Source organism: Photobacterium sp. ABD4_091 (genome assembly GCF_056160145.1).
The window spans coordinates 841464-857079 of record NZ_JBSWWQ010000002.1 but is presented as its reverse complement, the minus strand read 5'-3'; the positions used below and the strand labels follow the sequence as shown (position 1 = coordinate 857079).

16 protein-coding genes are annotated in these 15616 nt (G+C 46.3%); 7 read left to right on the top strand and 9 right to left on the bottom strand.

The annotated features are described in order from the left end of the window. Nucleotides 1–22 precede the first annotated feature (22 nt). From ACXAGQ_RS18200 to ACXAGQ_RS18180, 5 genes are all read left to right on the top strand, one after another. Nucleotides 23–1183 (top strand): acyl-CoA dehydrogenase family protein, encoded by a 1161-nt coding sequence (locus ACXAGQ_RS18200; protein WP_475255730.1) that lies wholly within the window; start codon nt 23–25, stop codon nt 1181–1183. Nucleotides 1184–1208: 25 nt separating this feature from the next. After that, nucleotides 1209–2003, top strand: a complete 795-nt coding sequence (locus tag ACXAGQ_RS18195) for an enoyl-CoA hydratase (RefSeq protein WP_475255728.1) — start codon at nt 1209–1211, stop codon at nt 2001–2003. A gap of 62 nt (nt 2004–2065) precedes the next feature. Next, the gene (locus tag ACXAGQ_RS18190; RefSeq protein ID WP_475255727.1) at nt 2066–3244 is read left to right on the top strand and encodes an enoyl-CoA hydratase/isomerase family protein; all 1179 of its coding nucleotides are present in this window, start codon (nt 2066–2068) and stop codon (nt 3242–3244) included. Continuing rightward, nucleotides 3244–4152 carry a 3-hydroxyisobutyrate dehydrogenase gene (gene mmsB / locus ACXAGQ_RS18185; RefSeq protein ID WP_475255725.1) on the top strand — a complete coding sequence of 303 codons (909 nt, stop codon included), beginning with the start codon at nt 3244–3246 and terminating at the stop codon, nt 4150–4152. Before ACXAGQ_RS18190 ends, mmsB begins: the two co-directional genes overlap by 1 nt. 18 nt (nt 4153–4170) lie before the next feature. Then, complete coding sequence (locus tag ACXAGQ_RS18180) at nt 4171–4929, top strand: SDR family oxidoreductase (RefSeq protein ID WP_475255724.1); 759 nt, start codon at nt 4171–4173, stop codon at nt 4927–4929. A gap of 24 nt (nt 4930–4953) precedes the next feature. Here ACXAGQ_RS18180 and ACXAGQ_RS18175 read toward each other — a convergent pair whose 3' ends face one another. The 4 genes from ACXAGQ_RS18175 to ACXAGQ_RS18160 form a co-directional block, all read right to left on the bottom strand. Continuing rightward, nucleotides 4954–5061 (bottom strand): 3-ketoacyl-ACP reductase, encoded by a 108-nt coding sequence (locus ACXAGQ_RS18175; RefSeq protein WP_475255722.1) that lies wholly within the window; start codon nt 5059–5061, stop codon nt 4954–4956. A 105-nt stretch (nt 5062–5166) separates the two neighbouring features. Further along, nucleotides 5167–5688, bottom strand: coding sequence for an NUDIX hydrolase (locus ACXAGQ_RS18170; protein ID WP_475256622.1), 522 nt, complete (start codon nt 5686–5688; stop codon nt 5167–5169). Nucleotides 5689–5738: 50 nt separating this feature from the next. Next, on the bottom strand, nt 5739–6788 hold the full coding sequence (locus ACXAGQ_RS18165; RefSeq protein WP_475255720.1) for a GGDEF domain-containing protein: 1050 nt from the start codon (nt 6786–6788) through the stop codon (nt 5739–5741). 152 nt (nt 6789–6940) lie between these two features. Next, entirely contained in the window at nt 6941–7873 is a 933-nt protein-coding gene (locus ACXAGQ_RS18160; RefSeq protein WP_475255718.1) for an alpha/beta fold hydrolase, read from the bottom strand. 455 nt (nt 7874–8328) lie between these two features. Here ACXAGQ_RS18160 and galE point away from each other — a divergent pair, with 455 nt between their 5' ends. Then, nucleotides 8329–9345 carry a UDP-glucose 4-epimerase GalE gene (gene galE / locus ACXAGQ_RS18155; RefSeq protein ID WP_475255716.1) on the top strand — a complete coding sequence of 339 codons (1017 nt, stop codon included), beginning with the start codon at nt 8329–8331 and terminating at the stop codon, nt 9343–9345. A gap of 86 nt (nt 9346–9431) precedes the next feature. Here the strand turns inward: galE and ACXAGQ_RS18150 are convergent, their stop codons facing one another. Both ACXAGQ_RS18150 and ACXAGQ_RS18145 read right to left on the bottom strand, forming a co-directional pair. Further along, nucleotides 9432–10049, bottom strand: a complete 618-nt coding sequence (locus ACXAGQ_RS18150; RefSeq protein ID WP_475255714.1) for a DUF2238 domain-containing protein — start codon at nt 10047–10049, stop codon at nt 9432–9434. Nucleotides 10050–10137: 88 nt separating this feature from the next. Further along, complete coding sequence (locus ACXAGQ_RS18145) at nt 10138–10458, bottom strand: hypothetical protein (protein WP_475255713.1); 321 nt, start codon at nt 10456–10458, stop codon at nt 10138–10140. Between the two features lie 484 nt (nt 10459–10942). On the opposite strand from ACXAGQ_RS18145, the gene ACXAGQ_RS18140 reads away from it, so the two are divergent. Further along, a complete protein-coding gene (locus tag ACXAGQ_RS18140) occupies nt 10943–12283 on the top strand; it encodes a DEAD/DEAH box helicase (RefSeq protein WP_475255711.1) in 1341 nt (446 codons plus the stop codon). Between the two features lie 104 nt (nt 12284–12387). Here ACXAGQ_RS18140 and ACXAGQ_RS18135 read toward each other — a convergent pair whose 3' ends face one another. The 3 genes from ACXAGQ_RS18135 to pdhA are packed head-to-tail and all read right to left on the bottom strand — an operon-like array spanning nt 12388 to nt 15612. Next, the gene (locus ACXAGQ_RS18135) at nt 12388–13551 is read right to left on the bottom strand and encodes a dihydrolipoamide acetyltransferase family protein (protein WP_475255709.1); all 1164 of its coding nucleotides are present in this window, start codon (nt 13549–13551) and stop codon (nt 12388–12390) included. After that, nucleotides 13548–14531 carry an alpha-ketoacid dehydrogenase subunit beta gene (locus tag ACXAGQ_RS18130; RefSeq protein WP_475255708.1) on the bottom strand — a complete coding sequence of 328 codons (984 nt, stop codon included), beginning with the start codon at nt 14529–14531 and terminating at the stop codon, nt 13548–13550. Before ACXAGQ_RS18130 ends, ACXAGQ_RS18135 begins: the two co-directional genes overlap by 4 nt. Continuing rightward, nucleotides 14524–15612, bottom strand: a complete 1089-nt coding sequence (gene pdhA / locus ACXAGQ_RS18125; RefSeq protein WP_475255706.1) for a pyruvate dehydrogenase (acetyl-transferring) E1 component subunit alpha — start codon at nt 15610–15612, stop codon at nt 14524–14526. Before pdhA ends, ACXAGQ_RS18130 begins: the two co-directional genes overlap by 8 nt. Between the last annotated feature and the right edge of the window lie 4 nt (nt 15613–15616).

Here is a 15616-nt window from a genome sequence, read left to right as displayed (position 1 = left end):
GAGCCTTTGATAAGGAGCTGATATGGATTTCTCGTTGACAGAAGACCAACGCGCCTTTGCTGATGCCGCTAATCAGTTTTCACAAGACAAACTCGCCCCAAATGCAGCCTTGTGGGATGAAAAGCAAACCTTTCCCAAAGACGTACTCAAAGAAGCCGGCGAAATGGGATTTTTAAGTCTGTACGTCCCTGAAGAGCATGGCGGCATGGGGCTTCCTCGGTTGGATGCCTCCATCATTTTTGAACAGCTCGCGATGGGCTGCACTTCAACGACAGCCTATATGACTATTCACAATATGGTGTCGTGGATGATAGCCAGTTTTGCTTCTGATGAAGTCAAACAACAGTATTGCCCGTTGCTGGTTACAGGAGACCGCTTGGGCTCCTATTGCCTGACAGAAGCGAATGCAGGATCCGATGCCGCTTCCCTGGCAACGACAGCAACAAAGCAAGATGGAGATTATGTGCTTAGGGGAGCGAAAGCGTTTATCTCTGGCGCGGGGGATACCGATGTCTTGGTTGTGATGGCAAGAACGGATATCAACCAAAAGGGCGCATCAGGTGTTTCGGCTTTTGTTGTCCCAGCAAATGCCAAAGGGATTAGCTATGGGCGTAAAGAGCCCAAATTAGGTTGGAATAGTCAGCCGACCAGAGCTGTGACCTTTGATGATGTTCGAATACCGACTAGCCATTTACTTGGCAAGGAAGGCGATGGTTTTAAGTTTGCAATGAAAGGGTTGGATGGAGGCCGGATCAATATTGCAACCTGCTCAATTGGTACTGCCCAGCAGGCGCTAGACCAAGCTATCCAGTATGTGGGCGAGCGAAAGCAGTTCGGTGAAAAATTATCGGATTTTCAGTCGGTACAGTTCAAGCTTGCAGATATGGCAACTGAGTTGGTTGCAGCCAGGCAGTTAGTGCGTTACGCCGCCTATCAGCTGGATCAAAAATCACCAGAGGCGACGGCTTACTGTGCAATGGCTAAGCGGTTTGCTACCGATGTAGGCTTTAAAGTCTGTGACCATGCCCTGCAGCTCTATGGTGGCTACGGCTACATCAAGGAATACCCGCTAGAACGCTACTTCCGAGATGTCAGGGTGCATCAAATCCTAGAAGGCACCAATGAAATCATGCGGCTCATTATTGCCCGCCGGGTACTCAGTGAAGGCTGCCGACTCCTTTAATTGCTTAACAAGAGGGATAGACCTCATGTCAGACCAAGCTAACTCAGAGAATGTCATCGACGTTGAAATAAGTGGCCACACTGCCGTTTTGACCATGAATAACCCACCAGCCAATACCTGGACAAAAGAGAGCCTTAACCTTCTCAGGAATACAGTGCTTAAGCTTAATGAGGATAAGGCAGTTTATGCACTGATCATTACTGGGCAAGGGGAGAAGTTTTTCTCTGCTGGTGCGGATTTAAACCTGTTTGCTGACGGAGACAAAGCGGTTGCTTTAGGTATGGCGCAGGCATTCGGTGAGGCTTTTGAAACCCTGAGTCAGTTTCGCGGGGTATCCATTGCTGCCATTAATGGTTACGCCATGGGGGGAGGCTTAGAAGTCGCTTTGGCTTGCGATATCCGTATCGCAGAAGCACATGCGAGCTTGGCATTGCCTGAAGCAAAAGTTGGGTTATTGCCCTGTGCGGGTGGGACTCAAAACCTGACTTGGTTAGTCGGTGAAGGCTGGGCAAAACGGATTATCCTTTGTGGAGAAAGAGTGACGGCGTCACAGGCTTTGGAAATCGGCTTGGTTGAAGAAGTGGTGGCGTCAGGCCAGGCACTGGAGTGTGCACGACAAATGGCAAGTGATGTCGAAAATCAGTCTCCGTCATCAGTGACAGCGTGCAAGGCGCTTATTCAAAATTGCCGCCATTCTCCATTGACGCATGGCTTGGTTAAAGAACGTGAGCTATTTATGAGGCTTTTTGACACAGAAGACCAAAGCGAAGGGGTGAACGCTTTTTTAGATAAGCGCAAACCTGAGTGGAAGAACCGCTAATAACGAATAATTAGAGGCGCTTTACAAGTTTTAGGGGAATTTACAAGTTTAAGGGGAAGAAGATGTCAGGCATGGTAAATATCAGGGAACTTGATTGCGGTGGCGGGCTCAAGTTTGGTGTGGCGGAACTAGATAATCCCGCATCTTTAAATGCACTTACTTACGAGATGTTGGTCGAGCTGAATGAGGCACTTCGCCATTGGCAGGATGATCATAATATTGTTGGTGTTGTGATCCATGGCGTAGGTGATAAAGCCTTTTGTGCGGGTGGGGATGTCAGGGCGATGTACCACGTTATGCATGAGGCAAAGTCTTCTAAACATCCTGATAGTAAGTTCCATGCAATTGGCTATTTGACGGATTATTTCACTGTTGAGTATCAGACTGATTATCTCATTCATACCTATAGCAAACCTGTCATTGTATGGGGGCAGGGGATCGTGATGGGGGGCGGCATTGGGTTATATATCGGTGCAAGCCACAGGATCAGCACCCCGACGACAAAGCTTGCTATGCCAGAAATTAGTATTGGCTTATATCCTGATGTGGGTGGCACTTGGTTCCTTAATCATTTGCCGCAAGGCGTAGGCTTATTCCTTGGGTTAACAGGGGCAACCGTTAATGCCACCGATGCGCTTGCCTTGTCGCTGTCAGAGCATATTTTATTGCCAGAGCAGAAAGCAGCACTTTTCGAAGGCCTTCAAGCAATGAGCTGGGAAGATGTGGAACCACACCAAGGTGTGACTGAGCTGCTCGAACAACTCGGCAAGAAAGCCATGTACTCACACCCAAGTAATGAGCTGATACCGTTTTTGCCGGCTATTCAATCAGCTTGCCAATATGGGTCTTTATCGGAGATCTACGACCAAATTCAAGCCATGGCTGAACCCGTTGATGAAGGGGAAGGAAAGTGGCTGAGAAGGGCAAAGCAGACGCTAAAAGAAGGGAGCCCTATCACGGCTCATATTTGTTACCGTCAACTCACTCAATTCCATTATGAATCGTTGGCTGATTGCTTCAGGCTCGAATTGACTTTATCTGTTCGCAGCGGAGAGTTGGGTGAATTCTATGAGGGCGTTAAATCTCGGCTCATTGAGAAAACTAACCAACCTGAATGGCTCTTCCCTAATATCGACAGTGTTGACCCTGCAGTGATTGATACTTTGTTTACCCCACTGTGGGCGGATAATGAACACCCGTTATATCGTCTGGGTCTTGATGATTCACTTGAAGGAGCATAATGATGAATATTGCTTTTATTGGTCTTGGCAACATGGGCAACCCAATGGTGTTGAACTTGCTCAAAGCCGGTTGTCAGGTGTCAGTGTTTGATATCAATACCGCAGCGGCAGAATCATTGAAAGCTGAAGGCGCATCGGTTGCCAGTACCATGGAAGAATGTATCAAAGGGGCAGAAACGGTGATGACTATGTTGCCAGCAGGCGAGCATGTCAGAGCGGTTTACCTTGGCGAACATGATGGTGGTATTGGCTTGCTGCGAATGGTTGATGAAGGCACTTTCCTTATCGATTCATCCACAATTGATCCGGCTTCTGCACGGCTGGTGGCCCAAGAAGCGCATTCCAAAGGGTTTGAATTTGTGGATGCACCGGTATCTGGTGGTGTCGCTGGGGCGCAAGCAGGGACACTGACCTTTATTGTTGGAGGTACGGAAAATGGTTTCAAGCAAGCGCAAGCTGTATTGCAGTTTGTCGGCAAAAATATCTTTCATGCCGGTAAGGCGGGTGATGGGCAGATGGCGAAGATTTGCAACAATTTGATGTTGGGGATCTTAATGTCAGGCACTTGTGAAGCATTGAGCTTGGGTATGGATAACGGATTAGATCCCAAAGTGTTATCAGAGATCATGCTACAAAGCTCAGGCCGTAACTGGGCGCTGGAACTCTATAACCCATGCCCGGGAATTATGGAGAAAGCACCTGCTTCGAACCAATATCAGCCAGGGTTTATGGCTAAGTTAATGCTCAAAGATTTAGGTTTGGGGCTGGAAGCTGCAACAAGCAGTCAATCGCCCATTCCTATGGGGACGCTAGCCCGTAATCTATATGCTTTTCATAACGCGGAAGGAAACGAATTAAAAGACTTCTCTAGTTTGTTTGAGTTTTATCGCAAGCAATCGAAAGAATAATTGCGACTGGGGGGATATATGGATTTAAAACAGAGTGTGATTGCCATTACTGGTGCAGGGCAAGGGCTTGGTCAAATGATGGCAATAAGTTTGGCACAGGCTGGTGCCGATCTCGCGTTGATTGATATGAATGAAGACGGACTGCATGAAACTAAACAGCAGTGCCAAATGCTCAGTGCCAAAACATTAACTTATTTGGCTGATGTCACTCATGAGCAGCAAGTCATCGCGGTGTTTGAAAATATCATGGAGGACTTTGGCCAGCTTAATGGCTTGGTAAATAATGCTGGGGTGCTGAGAGATGGGCTACTGGTTAAAGCCAAAGATGACATCATAGAGAAAATGTCTCTTGAGCAGTTTTCAACCGTCATGGATGTCAATGTCACCGGGACATTTCTATGTGGAAGGGAAGCTGCCGCTAACATGGTAAAAGCGGGTAGCCATGGTGCAATCATCAATATATCTAGTGTCGCAAGAGCAGGCAATATTGGACAAACCAACTACGCAGCATCAAAAGCGGCGGTTGCAACAATGGCCGTTTGCTGGGCGAAAGAGCTTGCTCGTTATGGTATTAGAGCTGCTGCTATTGCGCCAGGAGTGGTAGAAACAGCGATGGCAACGCAGTTAAAACCTGAGGCCATCGAAAGGCTCAAATCTATGATACCGGTTGGTCGTATGGGAGAAGCGAGCGAGATAGCCCACGCCGTAAAATATATCTTTGAAAATGATTATTTTACTGGACGTGTACTAGAAATTGATGGTGGTATGCGGATGTAGCGGCCTTAAAAATGAGTATGTTGCTTAAGGACCATAAAAGAACACAAATAGCGCCATGCCACCGCCAATAACGAACATTAGCATTGCAACAATCGAAGCGAACTTGTTGAGAAGTGAAAAGAGTTTATTCATAGCTGGCATCATCATAAGAATGTAATTGACAGCAAGATGCCACAGCTAACAGAAAAATGCGAGAGCGCATTATTGTTAGTAATGTTTCATTACAATTCGCTAGGCTTATGTAGGCAAGAGACCCATAGCCTGAAGCTTGAGGAAAGCGGCTAATGTCTTGGCGTCTTTTATCTCGTTTTCGGCGACTTTGCTGAGAAATTCTGCCGGTGTCATTTTGACTACCTCGATAACTTCGTCATCGTCGCATTGTGCTTTGCAAGGCTTAAGCATTGTCGCTAAGAATAAATACTGTACCTCGTCACAGAAACCGGGGACAGGGAAAAGCTCACCGAGGTTATGCCAATGTCGGGCACTCAATTGCGTTTCTTCAGCCAGTTCACGTTGAGCGCAGCCTAAAATATCTTCATTGCTTTCCAGTGTGCCGGCAGGGAACTCTAGTATCCAATCCATAATCGCGGGACGATATTGGTTGAGCATAATTAAATTACCTGCCTCATCAATAGGCACGATGATCACCGCTCCTGGATGTATGACGGTGGTAAATTCAATTTCTCTCCCATCGGGCAAAGTGTGGCTAGATTGTTCAACTGAGAAACATTTCCATTGGCAAAGGGTTTTTGTTGTCATCATTTACTACCCGTTTTATATGTGCTGCTAGTGTATACCCAAGTGCTTTGTCAGCCGATCGCAATTTGATCCTTGCCCCAGTTTTTTGCCCGAAGTAGGGCGCTGTCGGCTTTGATGTAGTCGAGGCTGAAGTTCTGGTATTCAACTAATGTTAGGCCAATACTCATTGTGACCGAAATTTGTTTTTCATTTTCAAATTCTAGCTGCCAGTTTTTAATCTCTTGTATAAGTTTCAAGGCAATGCCTTCAGTTTCTGCTTGCGAAGTGTCAGGCAAGAGCAGGCAAAACTCGCCACTCCCCATGTGCGCTAAGCTATCTGCAGGATTAAGGTGTTGCTTTAGGTACTGCGACACCATGATGAGGATCTGATCACCGACGTCTAAGCCAAACCTATCATTAATGTCTTTCAGCCCATCAATATCAACAAGCACTAGGGAAAAATCTTTCAAATAGCGGTTACAACGATAGGCTTGGTGAAGGTATTGCTCTTCTATACCTTTGCGATTGAGCAAGCCGGTAAGGAAGTCTGTTTTTGCAGTGACCTTTACACGGTTAATGGCTTCATTGCGATGCTGAGCCAGTAAATAAGCCATCACAAGTACCATTGCGTAGGCACTGATGTTTTGTAGTGCTTCGTTTATCTGAAGGTGTTTTTGAATATATTCCTCGGCACTCATGGCAACGTAGTACAAACCGAATAGTAAGCTATACCAACAAGCGTATTGGTGCCTCAGGGTAAAAAAGCACAGTAATGGGATAGTGAGTGCGATGGTGTTGTTTAGCAGGTTGGGACCATCGGTATAAAATCCGTAGATACAATTGGTTGTGGTGTAGATTATGAAAAGCCAGATGAATAAGCGTGGGCTTTCATAGCGTTTGTTCAATGACGTTAGAAGTTGGCAGAGCACGGCACCAGCAAGAGCTTGGCTTGTGAGCCAGAGGGATCCGGTGGCAACGAAATAGGAAAAAGCAATGATAAGAAAAATGATGCCGGCAACGGGAAAGAGAATGGATAGCTGCCTTTTAAGCGTTTCTTTGCTTAGCTCGATATAGGCGTGATTATTTGATTGTAATTGGTGGCTCTTAAAAACCATAGTCATGGTAGAAGGTTATCCCTAGGTAAAGCAAATATCCAGTCAATACGCAACCGTGCGCATTGACTGGGTTAGCTTAATAGAAGGTGAGAACCCTGTCTAATTTTTTATCGAAAAAAATGTAATTAATTGATCTGTGATAATCCTAGCTTGTGTTATTAACTAATGAATATTTTCAGTAGTTTAGTCACCATGTCCGGTTGTTCATTTGTAACGCCGTGTGCTGTTTCTGGTATCACAACAAGCGCCGAATTTAAGTGTTTGCTTAATGCGACACCACTCTTGAGGGGGAAAATTTCATCGCTATCTCCCCAAATCAGCATGGATGGTGGAAAGCTGGAGGTGTTTGCTCCGGCAATTCGGGCTCTATCGTCAACAAGTGATTGTATTAATTTCTCTTTTTCTTTTTTGTATGGGGAAAAATAGCTGCTGTATATCTGATTGGCGACAAAATCAGGCATTTTTTGCGGCTCATAGAAAACATGGTCGAATAGGCGCCTGACTTCATCGCTATTGTTCGGGACAAAAAGTTGCTCTGGCTTCTCTACACCAGCCCTTAAACACAGTTCATTAAGATCTGCATCGCTGAATAGGGGGCCGGGACTGGCAATAATGACACCTTTCTCCACTCGTTCGGGTTGCATCATCATGTTATACGTAATGAAACCACCATAGGAAATGCCGGCAACATTGACTTTGTAGATATCTAGCACATCAAGTAATTGCCAAATAGTGTTTGTTTGCGTTGTCAGGTTGGGGGGACCCATGCTGTAAGACTGGCCAAACCAAGCAAGATCAGGAGCGATAACACGGTAATGTTTGCTTAGCTCAAGCATTTCCTCTTTCCAGGTCGCGACTGCGGTTCCACCAAAACCGTGGATCAACAGCAAAGGTTTGCCCGAGCCGCCAACCCAGTATTTAAGTTGCCCACCTTCTTCCAGGCTTAGGGTGTGCTCTTGGAAGCCTTGGGCATATAGTTGGTCGTGGTCGTGGTTTTCTTTCCATTGCACCAACTCACAACCGTTAAGCATCAAGAGTGCAAGGAATAAGGTAATAAACTTAATCAATTGGCGGTTTAAATGCGCGCGCATGAGAACTCCTCCATCCCCAGTAATTTTAACAAAATTATTATACGCTGTTTTATTGCCGCTTGTAGTATACCCAAGCTACCTCAAGGTGCGGACTTCAGAGGGGTGCCAGCGCATTCAATACAAGGCGAAGGTTTGCAGGAATGGCACTCCCTTTCAAAAAGCTTCAACGAAGTAGTGAATGTGCTGACACCCTCCCGAAGGGCGAGTTTTCTAAGCTTATATCTCGCGTTATTGTTTATTGATTTAGAGCCGCTAGATGTTCAAAACAATGCCTTGTCTATAAGCTTATAAATTCTCGCTGAATATGCATCTTGAGGTTGCTTGGGTATAAAAATTATTGCTCGCAAATTGCACATGTAATGTGATCCTTGCTTTATTTTCCAGATGGTTATGATACTTTATGCCCAGTTTAACTAAGATTGTTTGAGTAAATCCTCACTCAAAGGGAGAAAAGCATGCGAGTTCTCGTCACCGGTGGTATGGGTTACATTGGCAGCCACACTTGTGTTCAGATGATTGAAGCAGGTATGACGCCAATCATTGTCGATAACCTATACAACAGTAAGAAAACAGTATTGGCTCGAATTGAAAAGTTGACGGGTGTTACTCCAGCATTTTATCAGGGCGATATTCGTGACCGTGCCTTCCTTGATAAGGTTTTAGCTGAAAATGATGTGGAATCGGTTATTCACTTTGCTGGGTTAAAAGCCGTGGGTGAGTCAGTAGAAAAACCGCTGGAATACTATGATAACAACGTTCACGGAACATTGGTGCTCGTTGAAGCTATGCGTGCAGCTGGTGTGAACAGCTTGATCTTTAGCTCTTCGGCTACTGTTTATGGCGATCCGGCGAGTGTGCCTATCACTGAAGACTTTCCTACGAGTGCGACCAATCCATATGGCCGCAGTAAGCTGATGGTCGAAGAGTGTTTGACCGATATTCAAAAAGCACACTCAGAAATGAGTATTACTCTATTGCGATACTTCAACCCGGTAGGTTCGCATCAAAGCGGTGAGATGGGTGAAGACCCGCAGGGTATTCCAAATAACCTGATGCCATTTATCTCTCAGGTCGCTGTAGGCCGACGTGAGTACCTGTCTGTTTTCGGTGATGATTACCCAACAGTAGATGGTACCGGTGTGCGTGATTATATCCACGTGCTTGATTTGGCAGATGGCCACTTGGCAGCTTTGAATCACAAAGGTAAAGAAGCTGGTCTGCATATTTATAACCTTGGTACAGGTAATGGCTTTAGTGTGTTGCAGATGGTTAAAGCCTTTTCTGCAGCTGCGAATGTTGAGGTAGCATATCAAATTGCCCCGCGTCGCCCTGGTGATATCGCAGAATGCTGGGCAGATCCGGCCAAAGCGAAAGCTGAATTGCATTGGGAAGCAACACGTACCATTGAAGATATGACTGCAGATACTTGGCGTTGGCAGTCTGCTAACCCAACAGGTTATCCAGACCTATAATCTGATAGGTTGATACAAAATCGATGATAAAGAAGCCTGCTAAAAGCGGGCTTCTTTATACATGAACTAGTAGGCGTTTCATTTTCTTATTCAGACGGTTGTGTATCAATCTGGTAAGGCTTGACGATATGAAAGAGCAACAAACTAGCGATTGCGCCAAGTGTATCCATCAACATATCTTTTTGTGCGTCCCAGATATCTCCTTGGCTGCCGAGAAACTCTATACCAGCATCACCACCGGCTAGGGCTGCATACCACCATTCAATAATTTCGTAGCCAGCCGCGATGGCCATAATCGTTGCTAGGGCAAAAATAGTCGCCACAAAAGGTTTGCAATGACCCTTGCGAACCATGAACTCAGCAATTGGAAATGCATAAAGGCCTATCGAGAAGTGCGCAACACGGTCGAAATTATTTCGCTGGGAACCAATCAAATCGTTAAACCAATTAAAAGGAACATTGGAAAAGGTGTAATGGGCACCTATGGTGTGAAGAGCCATCCAAATTGCAATCAGGATGTAGGCAGTGTTAGAAAACTGGAAAAAGCGATAGGTAATGAGCAAAGGGGCTAGGATCAGAACCACCGGAATGATTTCCGCCAGCCAGACATCCGGGAACACAGGATTTAAGCCAGACCAAATGATGATCAGGGTGACAATCACAAAAGCTGTGGTAGGTATGGCATGGCTACGAATTTGTGTCATTAATTCAGTATCCTACATGAGGGGATCTTTTCTGAAGGTTAGCACAAGAAAGGTGCTGAAAACTGAACCGATGGCTAGTTCATATGGCTTAATCCAAAGTAGCATTTTCGTTAACCCGCTGTAGGGCTGCAACTGCGGTTTCGAGTCTGGCTACACAGTCCTCGTAATATAAAGTGATTTCAGCAATTCCACGGCTTTTCGGTGGTGACTTAAGTTCTATATCTGGCTTTCCAGTCTCGATGATTAAAAAACGGTGCTTATGTGCCAACTCGCCAAATCTTGATTTGGCAGCCATTAGGCGGCGTTGAGTAAAAGACTGCTTTGGCCTACCAGGATTGCGTTTTTTTCTTTCGGCAGGCTCAAGTACCTTTTCTAAAAGGAATTTTTTCCAAGGCGTTTCGGTTTTCATCGGCTTCATTTCTATGGGGTTGTCGTTGCTTGGGATATAGGAGCGTCCAAGCTAAATGAAACGGCAGAATGTGTGTAGGTCATTTTGCGACAAGTGATAGCGATGATGAAAAAGCCCCATGCGAGAAGCAGGAATCTCGCATGGGGGTAACCCAGTAAGGTCAATACCCATAGAGAGCTCATGGGTAAACAATATGGCGCAAAGAAACTCCTTGTTGCGCACATGGATGTTTTACCTATGCTGATGAGGTTATAACAGGTCATTTAGCGACAAGTTTCGCTGTTTGACAGTCAGTGACAGGTGTCACTGCAGGTAGACAAGGGTATCTTTATGAAAAGGCAATAAATCTATACCAATTAGGTGCTAGTGATTTGAAATGTGGTATAATGACCAGCTAACCAAATTTAGCACTGTGTGATTACTGTCACACAGGCTTGAACTGTATTATTCTTGCTCATAGTTGGGCAATTACCGGAGCATCACTTTGCAATTTAACGATCTTGGATTAGACCAGCGCCTGATTAAAAAACTTCACCATTTGGCGTTCGATAAACCAACTGAAATTCAAAAAGCAGCAATCCCTGTTGGTCTTCTAGGCAAAGATATCTTGGCCTCGTCAAAAACAGGTTCTGGTAAGACACTGGCCTTTTTGTTGCCAGCTATGCAGCGTATGTACCGTAGCAAACCATTTACCCGTCGTGATCCCCGTGTGTTGGTTTTGACGCCGACCCGTGAGCTTGCTAAGCAGGTATTTGCTCAGTTGCGTACTCTGAATGCAGGTACGCCATATGACGGTGCGTTGATTGTCGGTGGTGAGAACTTCAACGATCAGGTGAAAGCGCTACGCAAAGACCCAATGTTTGTGATTGCAACACCAGGCCGTTTGGCTGATCACCTAGAACACCGCAGCACATACCTAGATGGTCTGGAAATGCTTATCCTTGATGAAGCAGACCGTATGCTTGATCTTGGTTTTGAAGCTCAGCTACGTCGTATCCATGAAGCCGCTAATCACCGTCGTCGCCAGACCATGATGTTCTCGGCAACACTGGATCACACAGATGTTGTGAATATTGCGAGCGATATGCTGAATGCGCCAAAGCGTATTTCAATCGGCCACTCTGCTGAAGAGCACACCGATATCACCCAGCGCTTTTTCCTTTGTGATCACCTAGATCATAAGCAAGCTCTACTGGACAAGGTTCTGGAAACTGAAAACTACAACCAGATGATTATCTTTACGGCGACCCGTGCAGATACCGATCGTCTGACCAATGAGCTGAATGAGCGTAAGCTGAAAGCGGTTGCCTTGAGTGGTGATATGAACCAGACGCAGCGCAACGCAATTATGAGCCAGTTCGAGCGTGACTGTCATAAGATCTTGGTCACAACCGATGTTGCATCACGTGGTTTGGATATCGAAAAAGTCTCCCATGTGATCAACTTCGATATGCCTAAGCATGCTGAGGAATATGTTCACCGCATCGGTCGTACTGGCCGTGCGGGTAACAAAGGTGACGCAATCTCTTTGGTTGGCCCTAAAGACTGGAAGAGCTTTAAAAACGTTGAAGCTTTCCTACAGCAGTCAATTAGCTTCACGACTATTGAAGGCCTAGAAGGTAAGTTCAAAGGCTTGAAACCTGCGCCGAAGAAGAAGTTCACTAAGAAGAAACCGACTTCTGCGAAGCCAGTGGCTAAGAAGACTCAAGATAAGCCACAGGCTAAGAAGAAAATGGATAAGCGCTTCTACGACAACATGGCTGTAGGTGACAACGTCTTTATTCCTAAAAAGAAAAAGCCTGCTAGTCCATCAGCAGAAGACTAATACATGCTATAGCTAAATCAACACAGGTTGTTTAGAGCTGCTTAAATAGTGAAAATGCCAGTCACAGACTGGCATTTTTTTCGTCTAAACCAAGTGAAAAGATGTTAAACGGACGGTTGTTGCAGGTGGTTGACCAGCGCTTTTACAAACCTTGCGGCTTCACCACCTGTACAGGCTCGATGGTCAAAAGTCATAGATAGAGGTAAGACTTTGACGGCTTTAACATTGCCGCTGTCGAGAACTAATTTTTCGATGATCCTTCCCGCGCCAATAATCGCTACTTGGGGCGGAGTCACAACAGGTGTGGCATAGATCCCTGCGATTGCACCAAAATTGGATAGGGTGATGGTGGCATGTTGGAGTTGCTCGCGGCCAATCTTACGTTCGCGGATACCTGCAACGGTTTTATCCACCCATTGCCGGATACCCTTGTTGCTGTATTCATCAGCATGCCTTAATACGGGGACATAAAGGCCATGTTTACTGTCTACCGCAATGCCTATATTGACTGTGTGATGTAAACAGCGGGTCATGGTTTCTGCGTCAAACCATGCATTGAGGGCGGGTTCCGCTTGGCAGGCATCGACAATCGCTTGAACTAGGCGGCAGGTAATGTCTTGTTCAGGTAGCCATAGGGCAAGGCTTGCTTCCTCAGTAATAGTGACAGCGGCAATGTTGTGATGAGATTCGGCCATGGCTCCCACCATGGTACGACGGGCGCCTTTGAGTACTTCCGTACCGGGTAGCTGTTTGTCACAGGCATTATAGACATCGCTATCAAGGATGACGCCATCCGGGCCGCTACCTTTAATCGCATTGAGGTCAACGCCCAGCTTTTGCGCAAGTAGCCTTGCAGAGGGCATGGCGCTTAATGGGTGCTCTTTATTTTCTTGATGGGTGTTTCCTACCCAAAACTCATCGACATTGATGTCGTGGCTCTCATTCGCAACAGTACCCACGACAGTGGCTGCGTCAGATTTTTGCTGTTTGATTTCTTTTGATGACGTTGATTTAGTTACCTTCATTGAGGTGGTGGACTCTTCAATCTCCAACAATAAACTGCCGATCCCAATGACATCGCCTGCTTCCCCAAAACGGCTAACAATGGTGCCGCTATATGGGGCAGGAACCTCGACTGTGGCTTTGGCTGTTTCTACGGTGAGTACGACCTGGTCGACTTCGACATAGTCGCCGATATTGACATGCCACTGTACAATTTCAGATTCAGCTAACCCTTCGCCTAAGTCGGGTAAGTTAAATGATTTCATTTCCACCCCTCCACTAGCGATTTCGCTGCATCAACAATGTCATCTTCCTGAATCATAAAATAATCTTCGTTACGGTAATAAGGCATGATGGTATCAGTGCCAGTAACGCGTCTAGGTGGTGCTTTTAAAAGGCACATAGCTTGTTCAGATACTCTCGAGATTATCTCTGCACCTACACCACACGTTTTGCAGGCTTCATGGACAACCAGTAGTCGCCCTGTTTTTTCGAGAGACTTAATGATGGATGCCATATCAAGTGGTTTGATAGTGGCCAAGTCTATCACTTCAGCTTCGATTCCTATTTCCGACAGAGCTTGAGCAGCTTGAAGTGATTCAACAACACATGCCCCCCAAGTTACCAAAGTAAGATCACGGCCTTTTCTTAATGTGAAGCAAGTATTGAGTGGCAAAGCCTCACCATTGTCGACAACGTTGGACTTCACCGTACGATAAATTCGCTTTGGTTCAAAAAACATAATGGGGTCGTTGCTTCTTATTGCTGCTAGCAACAACCCATAAGCCCGCTGTGGCGACGACGGGATAACAACACTAAGGCCAGGTACATGGGTAAATAGTGCTTCAACACTTTCTGAGTGGTGCTCCGGTGCGTGGATACCACCACCAAATGGTGCCCGGAAAACGGCAGGGCAGGTTAAGCGACCCCGGGTACGGTTTCTGATCCTTGCCGCATGGCATACCAGGTGTTCCATGGCTGGGAAAACAAAACCTTGGAATTGAAACTCAGCCACAGGGCGCAAGCCCTGGGTTGCCATACCTACTGTGACACCACCAATTAGGGCTTCAGCAAGCGGCGAATCAATGACACGTTTACAGCCATATTTCTCTTTTAAGCCAACCGTTGCCCTGAACACGCCGCCGTTATCGCCGACGTCTTCACCCAATACAACAACACTTTGGTCATGGGCCATTTCGTAGTGCAATGCCATGTTTACGGCATCTAGGAGGGTGATTTCAGCCATGGCGGCCTCCTTGCATACGCATTGCCTTGTTGATGATGTTGTCTCGTTGGGCCAATAAATCTTCGCTGAGTTCTTCATACAAGAAATCAAAGGCAGACTCCGGGGCTTGCGGTGTCATATTGATGTATTTCTCAACGACTTTTTCTATAACTTCCTTGCAGTGTGCCAGCCAATTTTGATCATCTTGCTCAGACCATACGCCTTGTTCGGTGAGGAAAGTTTTTAGGCGTTTAATTGGTTCGTATTCCCATGCTTGCTGGAGCTCATCGTCACTCCGATAGCGAGAGGCATCATCAGCGGTCGTATGATCACTCAGGCGGTAGCTAACGGCTTCAATTAAGGTGGCACCTTTGCCTTTTCTGGCGTGATCTAACGATTTGGCTACGATATCGAACATAGCCACGACATCATTCCCGTCGACTGTAATACCCTCGATACCAGCACCTTTGGCTTTGTCAGAAAGTAATTCTGCGCCGCATTGAATGGAGCGGGGTACCGATATCGCCCATTGGTTGTTGTTTATCACGAATACCAGTGGAATATTCCAGGCTCCGGCACAGTTTAAGGATTCGAGGAAGTCCCCCTTGGATGTCGCACCATCGCCACATGTCACCAGAGCGACTTGGTGGTTACCTTGGATTTTCAAAGCAGCGGCTACACCCACTGCATGGGTACATTGTGTGGCAATCGGTACACAGAACGGGAGATCTTTACAGGGGCTATCATCAGGTGAAAAATCGCTGCCGCGTTCGTCACCCCCCCAATATTGAAGGTTTTTCTCCATTCCAATCCCTCGTGCCCACAAAGCAGGTAGGTCACGGTAGTAAGGGATAAAAACATCAGATTTTTTTAGCGCGCGGCCAACAGCAATACCAATTGCCTCTGACCCAAGATGAGAAGGGTATGTCCCTAATTTGCCCGTACGCTGCAGGGCGACTGCTTTGTTATCGTATGTACGGGTTAATACCATGTCACAATAGAAGCCTTTCAGGGTTGTTAAATCAGCCCATTCAGGAAGCGGATTAACCAACTTACCGCGATGATCGATGAAACGATGCATCGGCATAGCCAGAACATTCATCGTT